This is a genomic window from Paraburkholderia unamae, from assembly GCF_003096875.1.
Lineage (GTDB): Bacteria > Pseudomonadota > Gammaproteobacteria > Burkholderiales > Burkholderiaceae > Paraburkholderia > Paraburkholderia unamae.
Genome location: NZ_QEOB01000031.1, coordinates 1 through 12,900, shown reverse-complemented (window position 1 = coordinate 12,900; position 12,900 = coordinate 1). Strand labels below are relative to the sequence as shown.

12 protein-coding genes are annotated in these 12,900 nt (G+C 67.1%); 9 read left to right on the top strand and 3 right to left on the bottom strand.

The window, feature by feature from the left end:
* Nucleotides 1-28 precede the first annotated feature (28 nt).
* Genes hpaE through hpaI form a run of 5 tightly spaced genes read left to right on the top strand, consistent with a single transcriptional unit; the run spans nt 29 to nt 4,396 of the window.
* On the top strand, nt 29-1,486 hold the full coding sequence (gene hpaE, locus C7402_RS39880) for a 5-carboxymethyl-2-hydroxymuconate semialdehyde dehydrogenase (protein WP_116614453.1): 1,458 nt from the start codon (nt 29-31) through the stop codon (nt 1,484-1,486).
* The gene (gene hpaD / locus C7402_RS39875; protein WP_112170746.1) at nt 1,486-2,349 is read left to right on the top strand and encodes a 3,4-dihydroxyphenylacetate 2,3-dioxygenase; all 864 of its coding nucleotides are present in this window, start codon (nt 1,486-1,488) and stop codon (nt 2,347-2,349) included. The genes hpaE and hpaD overlap by 1 nt, the downstream gene beginning before the upstream one ends.
* A 16-nt stretch (nt 2,350-2,365) precedes the next feature.
* The gene (locus tag C7402_RS39870; RefSeq protein ID WP_116614452.1) at nt 2,366-2,767 is read left to right on the top strand and encodes a 5-carboxymethyl-2-hydroxymuconate Delta-isomerase; all 402 of its coding nucleotides are present in this window, start codon (nt 2,366-2,368) and stop codon (nt 2,765-2,767) included.
* Between the two features lie 25 nt (nt 2,768-2,792).
* Complete coding sequence (gene hpaH, locus C7402_RS39865; protein ID WP_116614503.1) at nt 2,793-3,596, top strand: 2-oxo-hept-4-ene-1,7-dioate hydratase; 804 nt, start codon at nt 2,793-2,795, stop codon at nt 3,594-3,596.
* Between the two features lie 17 nt (nt 3,597-3,613).
* On the top strand, nt 3,614-4,396 hold the full coding sequence (gene hpaI / locus C7402_RS39860) for a 4-hydroxy-2-oxoheptanedioate aldolase (protein WP_116614451.1): 783 nt from the start codon (nt 3,614-3,616) through the stop codon (nt 4,394-4,396).
* Between the two features lie 37 nt (nt 4,397-4,433).
* Here the strand turns inward: hpaI and C7402_RS39855 are convergent, their stop codons facing one another.
* Entirely contained in the window at nt 4,434-4,877 is a 444-nt protein-coding gene (locus C7402_RS39855; protein ID WP_112170749.1) for a MarR family winged helix-turn-helix transcriptional regulator, read from the bottom strand.
* 170 nt (nt 4,878-5,047) lie between these two features.
* On the opposite strand from C7402_RS39855, the gene C7402_RS39850 reads away from it, so the two are divergent.
* Together C7402_RS39850 and C7402_RS39845 are read left to right on the top strand one after the other, a co-directional pair.
* The gene (locus C7402_RS39850) at nt 5,048-5,818 is read left to right on the top strand and encodes a class II aldolase/adducin family protein (RefSeq protein WP_116614450.1); all 771 of its coding nucleotides are present in this window, start codon (nt 5,048-5,050) and stop codon (nt 5,816-5,818) included.
* A gap of 4 nt (nt 5,819-5,822) precedes the next feature.
* Nucleotides 5,823-6,878 carry a ketopantoate reductase family protein gene (locus C7402_RS39845; RefSeq protein ID WP_116614449.1) on the top strand — a complete coding sequence of 352 codons (1,056 nt, stop codon included), beginning with the start codon at nt 5,823-5,825 and terminating at the stop codon, nt 6,876-6,878.
* Here the strand turns inward: C7402_RS39845 and C7402_RS39840 are convergent.
* Nucleotides 6,828-8,117 (bottom strand): MFS transporter, encoded by a 1,290-nt coding sequence (locus tag C7402_RS39840; RefSeq protein ID WP_112170752.1) that lies wholly within the window; start codon nt 8,115-8,117, stop codon nt 6,828-6,830. The two genes, C7402_RS39845 and C7402_RS39840, sit on opposite strands and share 51 nt — an antisense overlap.
* A gap of 528 nt (nt 8,118-8,645) precedes the next feature.
* On the opposite strand from C7402_RS39840, the gene C7402_RS39835 reads away from it, so the two are divergent.
* Both C7402_RS39835 and C7402_RS39830 read left to right on the top strand, forming a co-directional pair.
* Entirely contained in the window at nt 8,646-11,417 is a 2,772-nt protein-coding gene (locus tag C7402_RS39835; RefSeq protein WP_244315045.1) for a mechanosensitive ion channel family protein, read from the top strand.
* Between the two features lie 311 nt (nt 11,418-11,728).
* Nucleotides 11,729-12,190, top strand: a complete 462-nt coding sequence (locus tag C7402_RS39830) for a cupin domain-containing protein (RefSeq protein ID WP_116614448.1) — start codon at nt 11,729-11,731, stop codon at nt 12,188-12,190.
* Between the two features lie 90 nt (nt 12,191-12,280).
* Here the strand turns inward: C7402_RS39830 and C7402_RS39825 are convergent.
* A partial coding sequence (locus tag C7402_RS39825) for an AAA-associated domain-containing protein (protein ID WP_208949076.1) occupies nt 12,281-12,900 on the bottom strand: 620 nt, incomplete at its 5' end.

Genomic DNA, 12,900 nt, shown 5'->3' with positions numbered 1-12,900 from the left:
AACGAATCGAACACAGGACAAGTTAGACATGCGAATCGAACATCTCATCAACGGCCGCTCGCACGCCGGGCGCGATTACTTCGAGACCGTCAACCCCGCCAACCAGGACGTGCTCGCGGAAGTCGCGCGCGGCGGCGCGGAGGAAGTCGATCTCGCGGTGCGCGGCGCGAAAGAAGCGTTCCCCGCGTGGGCCGCCAAACCCGCGGCCGAGCGCGCCAAGGCCATCCGCAAGCTCGGTGAGCTGATCGCGAAGAACGTGCCGGAAATCGCGCAGACCGAAACGAAGGACACGGGTCAGACCATTTCGCAAACGGGCAAGCAGCTCGTGCCGCGCGCCGCCGACAACTTCAGCTACTTCGCCGAAGTCTGCACGGCCGTGGACGGCCATACCTATCCCACCGCCACGCACCTCAATTACACGTTGTTCCACCCGGTTGGCGTGTGCGCGCTCATTTCGCCGTGGAACGTGCCGTTCATGACGGCCACGTGGAAGGTCGCGCCCTGCCTCGCGTTCGGCAACACGGCCGTGCTGAAGATGAGCGAGCTTTCGCCGCTCACGGCCTCCATGCTCGGCCAGCTCGCGCTCGACGCGGGCATTCCGGCGGGCGTGCTCAATGTCGTGCACGGCTATGGCCAGGAAGCGGGCGAGCCGCTCGTCTCGCATCCCGACGTGCGCGCGGTGTCGTTCACGGGTTCGACGGCCACGGGCAACCGCATCGTGCAGGCCGCGGGCCTCAAGAAGTTCTCGATGGAACTGGGCGGCAAGTCGCCGTTCGTGATTTTCGACGACGCCGATTTCGAACGCGCGCTCGACGCCGCCGTGTTCATGATCTTCTCGAACAACGGCGAGCGCTGCACGGCTGGTTCGCGCATTCTGGTGCAACGCTCGATCTACGCGAAGTTCGCGGAGCGCTTCATCGAACGCGCGAAGCGCATTACCGTGGGCGATCCGCTCGACGAGAAAACCATCGTCGGCCCGATGATCAGCCAGGGCCATCTCGCGAAGGTGCGCAGCTACATCGAGCTCGGTTCGAAGGAAGGCGCGACGCTCGCGTGCGGCGGGCTCGACGCCCCCGCCGTGCCCGACGCGCTCAAGAAGGGCAACTTCGTGCAGCCCACCGTGTTCGTCGATGTCGACAACCGCATGCGCATCGCGCAGGAGGAAATCTTCGGGCCGGTCGCCTGCCTGATTCCCTTCGAAGACGAAGCCGACGCGATCCGCCTTTCCAACGACATCGCCTATGGCCTTTCCAGCTACGTGTGGACCGAGAACACCGGCCGCGCGCTGCGCGTGGCGGCCGCCGTGGAAGCGGGCATGTGCTTCGTGAACAGCCAGAACGTGCGCGACCTGCGCCAGCCGTTTGGCGGCACGAAGGCTTCCGGCGTGGGCCGCGAAGGCGGCACGTGGAGCTACGAAGTGTTCCTCGAACCGAAGAACGTGTGCGTTTCGCTCGGTTCGCATCACATTCCGCACTGGGGCGTGTAATGGGCAAACTCGCGCTGGCAGCGAAGGTCACGCATGTGCCTTCGCTCTATCTTTCCGAATTGGACGGCCCGCACAAGGGCTGCCGCCAGGCCGCCATCGACGGCCATCACGAGATCGGCCGCCGCTGCCGCGAACTGGGCGTCGACACGATCGTGGTGTTCGACGTGCACTGGCTCGTGAACAGCGAATATCACATCAACTGCGCGCCGCGCTTCGACGGCGTCTACACCAGCAACGAGCTGCCGCATTTCATCAAGAACATGCAGTACGCCTATCCGGGCAATCCGCAGCTCGGGCATTTGATCGCCGAAGTCGCGAACGAAATGGGCATCAAAAGCCGCGCGCACAGCGACACGACACTCGACCTCGAATACGGCACGCTCGTGCCCATGCGCTACATGAACGGCGACGAGCATTTCCGCACCGTCTCCGTGGCCGCCTGGTGCATGTGGCACGACCTCGCCACGAGCGCGCGCTTCGGTCTCGCGGTGCGCCGCGCGATCGAGGAGCACTACGACGGCACGGTGGCGATCCTCGCGAGCGGCTCGCTCAGCCACCACTTCGCCAACAACGGCACGGCCGAAGCGTTCATGCACAAGGTCTGGGACCCGTTCCTCGAAGCGACCGACCGCAACGTCGTGGCAATGTGGGAGCGCGGCGACTGGAAGACCTTCTGCGGCATGCTGCCCATGTACAACGAAAAGTGCTGGGGCGAAGGCGGCATGCACGACACGGCCATGCTGCTCGGCGCGCTCGGCTGGGACCGCTACGAAGGCCGCGCGGAAATCGTCACGCCGTATTTCGGCAGCTCCGGCACCGGGCAGATCAACGCGATCCTGCCGGTCACGCCGCTGCCCGCTTGAAGAACGGGAGACCGCCATGCCCCATCTCACCCTCGAATACAGCGCGAATCTCGCGGATGCGAACAGCATCGGCCAGCTTTGCGAAACGCTCGCGCACGTGCTCGACGCGCAGCGCGACGACAGCGGCGCGCGCGTCTACCCGCGCGGCGGCATTCGCACGCGCGCGCTGCGCTGCGAGCAGTTCTTCGTGGCCGACGGCAACCCGGAAAACGCCTTCCTGCACGGCTGCCTGAAGATCGGCGCGGGCCGCTCGCAGGCCGTGCGCAAGGCGACAGGCGACGCGCTTTTCGAAGCGATCAAGCAGCACTTCGCCCAGGCCTTCGCCACGCACGGCCTCGCGCTCTCGCTCGAAATCGTCGAGTTCAGCGAGGAAGGCGCATGGAAGCACAACAACCTGCACGCCAGGCTCAAAACGTGAGCGCCGGCTCGCAATGGAATTCATGATGCTAGATCAGCAAACCATCCGCGCGCTGGCCGCGCAGCTCGACGAAGCGGAACGCACGCGCACGCAGTTGCGCCACTTTTCTCGCGCGCATCCCGAGATGACGATCGATGACGGCTATGCGATCCAGCGCGAATGGGTCAAGCTCAAGCTCGCGGCGGGCCACACGGTCAAGGGCCGCAAGATCGGCCTCACGTCGCGCGCCATGCAGCGTTCCTCGCAGATCGACGAACCCGACTACGCGCCGCTGCTCGACAGCATGTTCATTCCCGCCGGCGGCGACATACGCGCCGACCGCTTCATCGCGCCGCGCGTGGAAGTGGAGCTGGCGTTCGTGCTGAACCGGCCGCTGCAAGGACCCGACGTCACGCTGTTCGACGTGCTCGACGCCACCGCTTATGTGACGCCCGCCATCGAGATCATCGACGCGCGCATCGAGCAGTTCGACCGCGAAACCAAAGCGCCGCGCAAGGTGTTCGACACGATCTCCGACTTCGCCGCCAACGCGGGCGTGGTGCTGGGCGGCCGCCCCGTGAAGCCGCTCGACGTGGATCTGCGCTGGGTGGGCGCGCTGCTCTACAAGAACGGCGCCGTGGAGGAAAGCGGCCTTGCCGCCGCCGTGCTCAATCATCCGGCCACGGGCGTGGCCTGGCTCGCCAACAAGATCGCGCGCCACGACGAGCGCCTCGAAGCCGGCGACGTGATCCTGAGCGGCTCGTTCACGGCCCCGATTGCCGCGCGCGCAGGCGACACGTTCCACGCCGATTACGGCCCGCTGGGCGGTATCGGCTTCAATTTCATCTGATCAGGATTCCAGAACGCATGACCGCACCTGCCAACCCGTTCAAACACGCGCTCGCGCAAGGGCGCCCGCAAATCGGCCTGTGGGCCGCGCTGGCCGACTCGTATGTGAGCGAATTGCTCGCGACCACGGGCTTCGACTGGCTGCTGATCGACGGCGAACACGCGCCCAACGACTTGCGCAGCACGCTCGCGCAATTGCAGGCCGTCGCGCCCTATGCCACGCACCCGATCGTGCGGCCCGTGCGCAACGACCCCGCGATCATCAAACAGTTGCTCGACATCGGCACGCAAACGCTGCTCGTGCCGATGATCGAGAACGCCGACGAGGCGCGCGCCGCCGTGGCCGCCACGCGCTACCCGCCGCACGGCGTGCGCGGCGTTGGCAGCGCGCTTGCGCGTGCCTCGCGCTGGAACGGTTCGCCCGATTATCTGCATCACGCCGCCGAACAATTGTGCGTGCTGGTGCAGGTGGAAACCGCGAGCGCGCTCGCGCAGCTCGACGAGATCGCCGCGGTGGAAGGCGTGGACGGCGTGTTCTTCGGCCCGGCGGACTTGAGCGCTTCGATGGGCTTGCTCGGCCAGCCCGGTTCGACGCCGGTGCGCGAAGCGATCTGCAAGGGCATACGCGCCGTGCGCGCGCAAGGCAAGGGCGCGGGCGTGCTCGCGCCCGATCCGGCGATTGCGAACGACTATCTCGAAGCGGGCGCGACGTTCGTTGCCGTGGGGAGCGACGTCTCGCTGCTGGCACGCAGCGCGAGCGAGCTTGCCGCGAAGTTCCGCCAGCCTGCGGCGCAAGGCTGACACCCTGCTTGCCAACGCCGCACGCGCGGCGTTCGGCTTATTCGCTCTCTTTGCCGCTTGCCACGAGCCTGGCCAGCACGCTCGTCAGCACCTCGCGCTCGTGCTCGCTGAGCGTGGCGAGAATCGCCTCGTTCGTAGCCTTCGAAATCGTCGAGGCGCGCCGGTACGTGCTGCGCCCTTGCGTCGTGAGCGCCACGAGCACGCCGCGCGCGTCTGCTTCGTTCGAGGTTTTGGCGAGCAGGCCCTTGCGCTCCAGCACGTCGGTGGCGCGGCTCGCCTGGCTGCGGTCGAGGTTCGACACGCGCCCGAGATCGGACACCGACAACGGCCCGAACGCGCCCACGCTCAGCAGCAGGCGCGCCTCCGTGAGCGACAGCGAAAGCGCCGCCTCGAACGCGTCGTTCATCGTGCGGTCGGTCTGCTTCTTGAGCACATGCAGCCGGTACGTGAACAGCTCTTCGATGTTGTACTTCCCCGTCATTCGTCTTCCCGCCTGGTTTTCCGCGGCCGCAAAAGCGCGTCCGTGCCGTTAGCATAGCATCGCCGCGAACCCTTTTCCGCAAGCGTTTCATGGAAAATTTGATGCTTGCACACGCATTTATTTGCGCGTAGGATCGGCGTGATCAGAGCCTGAAAAAGGAGGAGACTTTCATGAATGAAAACATCCAGCGCGCCCGGCCCGAGTGGTGCGACGCCACGGAATGGGAAGCGCGCGTGCAACTCGCGGGTGTGTATCGCGTGTTTCATCTGATGGGCTGGACCGAACTCATCTTCAATCACATTACGCTGCGCGTGCCCGGTCCGCACAAGCATTTCCTCATCAATCCGTTCGGGCTCACCTATGACGAAATCAAGGCGTCGAATCTCGTCAAGATCGATCTCGAAGGCAATGTGCTGAGCCCGAGCGAGTACCCGATCAATCCCGCCGGCTTCGTGATTCACAGCGCGATCCATGAGAACGTGGAAGACGCCCACTGCGTGATGCACACGCACACCACGGCGGGCCTCGCGGTGGCGTGCATGGAGGGCGGTCTCGCGTACACGAACTTCTATTCGGCGCAGTTGCACGACATGGTGGCGTATCACGACTTCGAGGGCATCACCGTGCACTCGGAAGAAAAATCGCGCATCCTGAAGTCGATGGGCGACAAGCGCCTGCTCATCCTGCGCAATCACGGGCTCCTCTCGCAGGGCGTGAGCCTCGCGCACGCATTCGCGCTGCTGTGGACGCTCAATCGCGCCTGCGAAGTGCAGGTCGTGACCGACTCGATGCGCGGCCAGACGCTGCCCATCGCGCCCGCCATTACCGAGCGCGCCACGCGCGACGCGCTACAGTTCTCTCCCGAGCACGGCGCGGGCCAGAACGTGCTCGACGCGCTGATCCGGCGCGTGACGCGCATCGACCCTTCTTATCAGGAGTAAAGGTTTGACTACCCCGAATCAAAAGATCGCCGTCGTCGGCGGCGGCGCGATCGGCGGCCTCATCGCCGCGCGCCTGGCGCGCGCGGGCATTGCGGTAAGTCTGCTCGCGCGCGGCGCGCATCTGGAAGCGATCCGCCGCGACGGCCTCACGATCGTCGAAGGCGACACGCGCTACACGCAAGCCGTGCACGCCACCCACGACGCCGCGTCGCTCGGCGCGCAGGACATCGTGTTCGTCTGCCTGAAGGGCCAGGCGCTCGTGCAGGCCGCCGCCTCGCTCGCGCCGCTCATCGGGCCGCACACGCATATCGTCTCGGCCATGAACGGCGTGCCCTGGTGGTTTCTTCACGGCTTTGGCGGCGCCAACGCGAACGGGCGGCTCGAAGCGGTCGATCCCGGCGGCGTCGTGTCGGCGGCGTTGCCGCCCGCGCAGGCTTCCGGTTGCGTGGTGCATCTTTCGTCGTCCATTGCGGGGCCTGGCGTGATCCGCAAGGGCAACGGAAATCATCTGATCGTCGGCGAGGGCTCGGCGCCCATGGCCGCACGCGCGCAAGAGGCGCGCGAGCTGCTTACGCGCGCGGGCTTCGAAGTCGCGGCCGCCGCGCCCATTCAGGCCGACATCTGGGCGAAGCTCTGGGGCAACATGACGATGAACCCCATCAGCGCGCTCACGCGTTCGACCGCCGACGTGATTCTCGACGACCCGCTCACGGCGCAGCTCGTGAGCACGATCATGGTCGAAGCGCGCGCGATTGGCGCGGCGCTCGGCATTCCCATCGCCATGACCATCGAGGAGCGCAGCGCCATCACGCGCAAGCTCGGCGCGTTCAAGACCTCGATGCTCCAGGACGTGGAAGCGGGACGCACGCTCGAAGTCGAGGCGCTGCTCGGCGCGCCGTACGAACTGGCGCAGCGAGTGGGCGTCGATGCGCCGTCGCTCGGCATGCTCTATGGCCTCGCCCGCCAGCTCGACGCGAATCTCGAAGCCGCGCGCAACGCGCGCGCGTGGTCAGTCTTCGAGCGGCTTGCCCGTGAGGTCGCGAATGAACGGCAGCGCTAGGCACGAGAGCGCCACGCACGCCATCACGTACCACGCGGGCGAGAGCAGATTGCCGGTGCTCTTGACGAGCCACGTGGCGATGGTCTGCGCGAAGCCGCCGAAAATCGCCACGCCGATGCTATAGACGATCGCCATGCCCGTCGCGCGCACGGCGCGCGGGAACATCTCCGGCAGCATCGTGATGGACGGCGCGGCCTGAAGCCCGAGCAGCACGCTCAGGCCGCCCACGGTAATCAGCAGACGCGCGGCGTCCGGCCCGCTCGCGAGCCAGAGAAACGCCGGATAAATCAGCAGCAGCACGCCCACGCGCGGCCAGAAGATCAGCGTGCGGCGGCTGAAACGGTCGCATAGCAGCCCCGAGATCGGCGCGACCACGAACGTCACGACGCCGGAAACGAGCCCCGCCAGCAGGGCCGTGGGCGCGGGCACCTTCAGCTCGTGAATCGCATAGGTCGGCATATAAAACGTCACGACGTAGGCCGTGACCGTGGAGCCGATCGTGAGCAGAATGCCGAGCGCGGCGCGACGCCAGTAGTCGCGCAGCACGGCGAACACGGGCATGCGCACGGCGCTCGCGTGCTCGGGCGCCTGTTCGTCCAGACGCCGGCGAATCCACATGCCGAGCGGCGCGATCGCCACGCCCATGAGGAACGGCACGCGCCAGCCCCAGGCGAGCAGCGTGTCGGCCGCGAGGAAAGTGGTGAGGAGTCCGGCCATTAGCGCGCCCAGCGAAACGCCCAGCCCCTGGCTTGCGAACTGCCAGCTACCGAGCAATCCGCGATTGGCGGGCGTTCCCGCTTCGATCAGCAGCGTGGTGGAAGCGCCCACTTCACCGCCCGCCGAAAAGCCTTGCAGCAGCCGCGCACACACGATCAGCACAGGTGCGGCCACACCGATCTGCGCGTAGGTGGGCGCGAGGCCGATCAGCAAGCAGCCCAGCGCCATCATGAAGATGGTGAGCGTCATGGCGGGCTTGCGTCCGGCGCGGTCGGCGTAGGCGCCGATCACGACGCCGCCCAGTGGCCGCATCACGAAGCCCACGCCAAAGGTCGCCACCGAGGCCAGCAACTGCCCGTAGCTCGACATGGTGGGAAAGAACAGCTTGCCGATGGTCAGCGCGAAGAAGCTGTAGACGGTGAAATCGAAGAATTCGAGCGCATTGCCGATGGTCGCCGCGACGATCAACTGCGTGCGGCTCAGTTTGCCCTTCCGCACTCCGGTCATGCTGACGCTGTTCATGGGCTCTCCTCGTCGGCCTCTGGCGGGCCTGGATGGTGGATCGTGCAACGGTAGCATTCGCGGGCGCGCGCGCGCCACTGATCAAAACCCGCGTAGGCGGCGCGGCATGCATCGACGTCCCGACGCGCGACAGACGGTTGCTGCCGCCCATAACATGTCCCCGTTTATCGGCGCGCGCCGTGCGCGGCCAACCGCGCCCACGCGCCAAAAGAGGCATACTTCCCGGCATAGCCAGCTCTCACGTTTCGCGCACCGCATCGTTTGCGGTACCGCAAACGCCATGTGGCCCCGCCGGGGCACAAAAATTGCGGCAGCGCGTCGAACGTTCCGACGAATCGGGCGGCGGCAGCGTTTGCGCCACGCCAGCGCGTTCCCAACCGCGCGTTTCGTCCTGCTGTCTTTTCACTCCGCTGCCACAGAAGGGTCGTCGCTGCCGCGACCCGTAAGCCCATGACAAGGATGTCGCTTTCTTTCGCCTTTCGGTCCGCGCGCATTTCGCGCAAATTTGCTCCGTCCGGCGCGATCGCCGTGATCGCCGCTCTCTCCATCACGCTCGCGCTCGCCTTCGGCGCGACGGGCGCTCAGGCGGCCACACCGGCCGCCACGCCCGCGCCTGACACGCCCGCGAGCAGCCCCGCCGCACCCGTGGCGCTCACGCCCACCCAGGCGCAAGCGGCCCTCCAGGTTCTCGACGACCCGGTTCAGCGCGGCCATATGGAAGACACGCTGCGCGCCATCGCCGCCGCCGGCGCGCTTGCCACACCCGCCTCGGCCGTCGCGCCGGCCAGCGCGCCCGCCGCATCGGGCGCGGCGGCCGCCACGCCGGCTTCCGCGCCGCTCGCGGGCGCGCTGCGCTCCAACGGCCTTGTCGTGCAGATCGCCGACCACGCCGCGCACGGCGCGCGCATGGTCGGCCAGCATCTGAACCATACGGTCTCCACGCTGCTCGGCCTCTGGTCCACGGGCGCGTGGTGGCACGACCATCTGAACACGCCGCAGGGCCATGCGATGCTGCTGAGCCTCCTGCGCGTGCTGGTGCTCACGCTCGTGCCCGCGCTCGCCATCGCAACGCTGTTGCGCCGCGCCATCGCCGCGCCGGAGCGCGCCATTGCCGCGCATCAGGCCGCGAAGCAACGCGAAGAGGACGAAAGCCCGCCACGCGCCAGCGAGCCCGTGCCGCAGCCGCAAACGCCCGAAGCCACCGGCACGAGCGCAGCCCTGGCAGCCGACGCCAAAGCCGATGCCGAGCAGGACGCCCTGCGCGAAGCCGCCGGCATGGAGCCCGCCGACGGCAAAGCCAAGGCGGACGGCGCCCCCAATGCCGGTCCCAACGCGAATGCGCAAGCCAACGCCACGGCGCGCGCCACGCTCACCGCCGCCCAGGCGCGCGACGACGCCGACGCCTCGCCCAAAAGCCCCGCCGAGCGCGCGAAAGAGGCCTATCACGCGCTGCGCGGCGCGCATCACTGGCGCCTGCTACAGCGCCTGCCGGGCGCCCTGCTGGTGATGCTGCTCGAAGTCGTGCCCGTGATCGCGTTCGGCCTGTGCGCGGCGGGCGTGCTCTCGCTCTTCGGCCCCGACGACGCGGCACCCGCCGACGCCGTAGGCCATATCGTCGACACCTATGTGATCTGCCGTGTCCTCGTGATGTTCGGCAAGCTGCTGTTCGCGCCCGACGCCGCGGCCCTGCGACTCGTGCCGCTCGCCGACGACTGGGCCGCCTACGCGCAGCGCTGGCTCGTGCGCATCGTCGTGATCGGCGGCGTGGGCGGTGCGATTGGCTGCGCGGTGCCGCTCGGCATGACCGAGGACGCGCATCTCGCGCTCGTGAAGGTCGTCACGCTGATCGGCCATCTCGCGCTCGTCGTGATGATCCTGCAACTGCGCCGCCCCGTGGCCGACGCCATGCGCAAGGCGGCCGCGCGGCACGGCACCTACGCGTGGTTCATGCAATGGTTCGCCGACATCTGGGTTGGCGTGGCGCTCTTCGTCGTGATCGCGCTGTGGTTCGTCTGGGCGCTCGACCTGCGCGGCGGCTATGGCGAACTCGTGCGCGCGGGCGGCCTCTCGCTCGTCGTGCTGCTCGCCGCGCGCGTGAGCGCGATCGTGCTGCTCGGCGCGCTCAGCCGCGTCTTCGGTTTGCGCGAAGACCAGCAGAACATGAGCTTCGGCCAGCGCCGCGCGTACCGCTATTACCCCGCGCTGCGGCGCATCGTGGTCGCGGCGCTGTGGATCGTGACGCTGGATCTGCTGCTGCACATCTGGGGCCTGCGGCCCGCGCGCATTCTCGCGCTCGCGCCCATCGGACACCTGCTCGGCTCGGCGCTGCTCACCATCGCCATTGCCATCGTCACGGCCGTTGCGATCTGGGAGTTCGCGAACGGCGCGGCCGAGCGGCGGCTGCACGCCTGGACCGACGCGGGCGACTTCGTGCGCGCCGCGCGCCTGCGCACGCTCTTGCCGATGTTCCGCACCACGCTGCTCGTTGCGATTCTCGTGGTGGTCGGGCTCACCGCGCTCTCGCAGCTCGGCGTGAACACCGCGCCGCTCATCGCGGGCGCGAGTATCTTCGGCGTGGCGCTCGGCTTCGGCTCGCAAAAGCTCGTACAGGACTTCATCACGGGCATCTTCCTGCTCACCGAAAACGCCATGCAGGTGGGCGACTGGGTGACGGTGGCGGGCGTGTCGGGCACGGTCGAATTTCTCTCGATCCGCACCGTGCGGCTGCGCGGCGGCGACGGCTCGCTCTACACCGTGCCGTTCAGTTCGGTGACGACCGTGAACAACACGAATCGCGGCATCGGCAACGCGGCGGTCAAGGTGCAGATCGCGCACGGCTCCGATCTGCAACGCGCCATCGACACGCTCAAGGAAATCGGCGCGGAGATTCGCGGCGAGGACGCGTACAAGAACGGCATTCTCAGCGACTTCGCCTACTGGGGCGTCGATCAGGTGGATGGCGCGAGCGTGACGCTCGTCGGTCAGATCCAGTGCAAGGACTCGGCGCGCTGGGGCGTGCAACGCGAGTTCAACCGGCGCGTGCTGCTGCGCTTCACGGAGCGCGGCATCGAGCTCGCGAACCCGCAGCGCAATTTCCTCGTGGGCATGGCGCGCGGCGACGATGTCGAAGGCCGGACATACGGCGACGACTTCGATGACCGCAACGATCAGGACAATCGCGACGAAGGCGCAAGCGGCGATGATCGCGCGCGGGCGCAATCGCGAGGCGCCAAGCCGCGCAACGGGCGCAGCGGCGCCTCAGGCGACGGGCACGGTTCGTCCGGCGGCAAGCCGAATTGATGAGTTGACCCAACGACCGGTGCGCGGCGCTTGCGCACCGGCCTCACCCTTCGCCGCACGCGGCGCATCTCCCGAAAAAGCTCACCCATGCGCGGCCGGCGGCGTTGCGGCGCGCCGCAGGCGGAGTAAAGTTCCCTGTCGAATCAATGGCCTGCGTGAGGCATGCAGGGTGCGCCGCAGATGCTGCATGCGCCCCCCGGAGAAGCTCACCTTTGGCACGCTCCGGCGTCACAGCGGCTACACGGCCAGAAGCCCAGCAAGAAGTTTGTCGACACCGTTCGCATTGCTTTCGGAGAACTGGAGAGTCCCCCATGCCCAAGATCGACGTTGCCAACGTGCCCGAGCGCAAAGGCACCGGCTATCCCGCGCCCTTCGCCGCCCCGTGCGCCGAACGCATACGTCAGCGCCTTGGCGATGCGAGCGGCCTGCGCGACTTCGGCGTCAATCTCATGCGCTTGCCGCCGGGAAACTGGTCGAGCCAACGTCACTGGCATTCGGACGAAGACGAGTTCGTCTACGTCCTCGAGGGCGAGTTGACCCTCATCGAAGACGATGGCGAAACCGTGCTGCGTGCGGGGGACTGTGCCGCATTTGCGAAGCACTCCGGCAACGGGCATCACATGATCAACCAGTCCGGTCGAGTCGCCGTTTATCTCGAAGTCGGCTCGCGCTCTCCGGCCGACGTCATCACCTGCTCCGACGTCGATATGATGAGCCCGAGCCGCGACGGCCGGTTTCTGCACAAGGACGGCACACCGTACGCCGCTTCATGAGCGCGTATCGGCCTTCGCGAAAGAACGGCACAAAAAAAAACCGGACGACCTGTCGTCCGGTTTGCGCACTGCTCTATTCGACTCGCGGCCTTATGCCTCGACGTCTTCCAGACTGAAAATCTCGGTCTGGTCGTTATACGAAAACACCTCGCCATAACGGGCCCACTCGACCACGGTGTCGAGCGTTTCTTCCGCGGCGACATCGGAGAGCACGTCTTCGAGTTCCTGCTCGAAACGCACGCGCGGCGCGCGGTGGCCCGGCCGCTCGTCGAGCACCTTCTTGATGCGCGCCGCGAGCGGCACGTTGCGCAGCAGGTGATCGGCGAACATGAGCTTGCGCGCCTGCGTGCCCATCTCGGCAAACACGCGCGCGGGCGGCGTGAGCAGCACGTCGCCTTCGCGCACGTCGGCGAAACCGAGCTGCTGGAGCATCTCCACGATCGGGAACAGGTCGTCCACTTCCAGATGCAGCGAGCGCGCGATTTCCGGCATGTCCGCGCGGCCGTGATACGGCGCGGCCGCCAGCGTCTCGATCAGGCCGGCCATGATGTTGGTCGACACATCGGGCAAGCGGCTGCCCACTTCGAGGCGGCGATGCGTGGCCTCGGCGGCTTCGCGCGCGGTCATCTTCGCGTAGATGTCGTCCACGAGCTTGCGGAAGACCGGGTCGAGACGGTTGCGCGGATGCTTGAACGGCACCTTGATCTCGG

What these genes read in the sequence shown, in the direction of transcription:
- hpaD (WP_112170746.1), top strand. Translation starts at nt 1,486, where the DNA reads ATGGGCAAACTCGCGCTGGCAGCGAAGGTCACGCATGTGCCTTCGCTC.
- hpaE (WP_116614453.1), top strand. Translation starts at nt 29, where the DNA reads ATGCGAATCGAACATCTCATCAACGGCCGCTCGCACGCCGGGCGCGAT.
- hpaI (WP_116614451.1), top strand. Translation starts at nt 3,614, where the DNA reads ATGACCGCACCTGCCAACCCGTTCAAACACGCGCTCGCGCAAGGGCGC.
- C7402_RS39830 (WP_116614448.1), top strand. Translation starts at nt 11,729, where the DNA reads ATGCCCAAGATCGACGTTGCCAACGTGCCCGAGCGCAAAGGCACCGGC.
- C7402_RS39855 (WP_112170749.1), bottom strand. Translation starts at nt 4,877, where the DNA reads ATGACGGGGAAGTACAACATCGAAGAGCTGTTCACGTACCGGCTGCAT.
- C7402_RS39870 (WP_116614452.1), top strand. Translation starts at nt 2,366, where the DNA reads ATGCCCCATCTCACCCTCGAATACAGCGCGAATCTCGCGGATGCGAAC.
- C7402_RS39840 (WP_112170752.1), bottom strand. Translation starts at nt 8,117, where the DNA reads ATGAACAGCGTCAGCATGACCGGAGTGCGGAAGGGCAAACTGAGCCGC.
- C7402_RS39850 (WP_116614450.1), top strand. Translation starts at nt 5,048, where the DNA reads ATGAATGAAAACATCCAGCGCGCCCGGCCCGAGTGGTGCGACGCCACG.
- hpaH (WP_116614503.1), top strand. Translation starts at nt 2,793, where the DNA reads ATGCTAGATCAGCAAACCATCCGCGCGCTGGCCGCGCAGCTCGACGAA.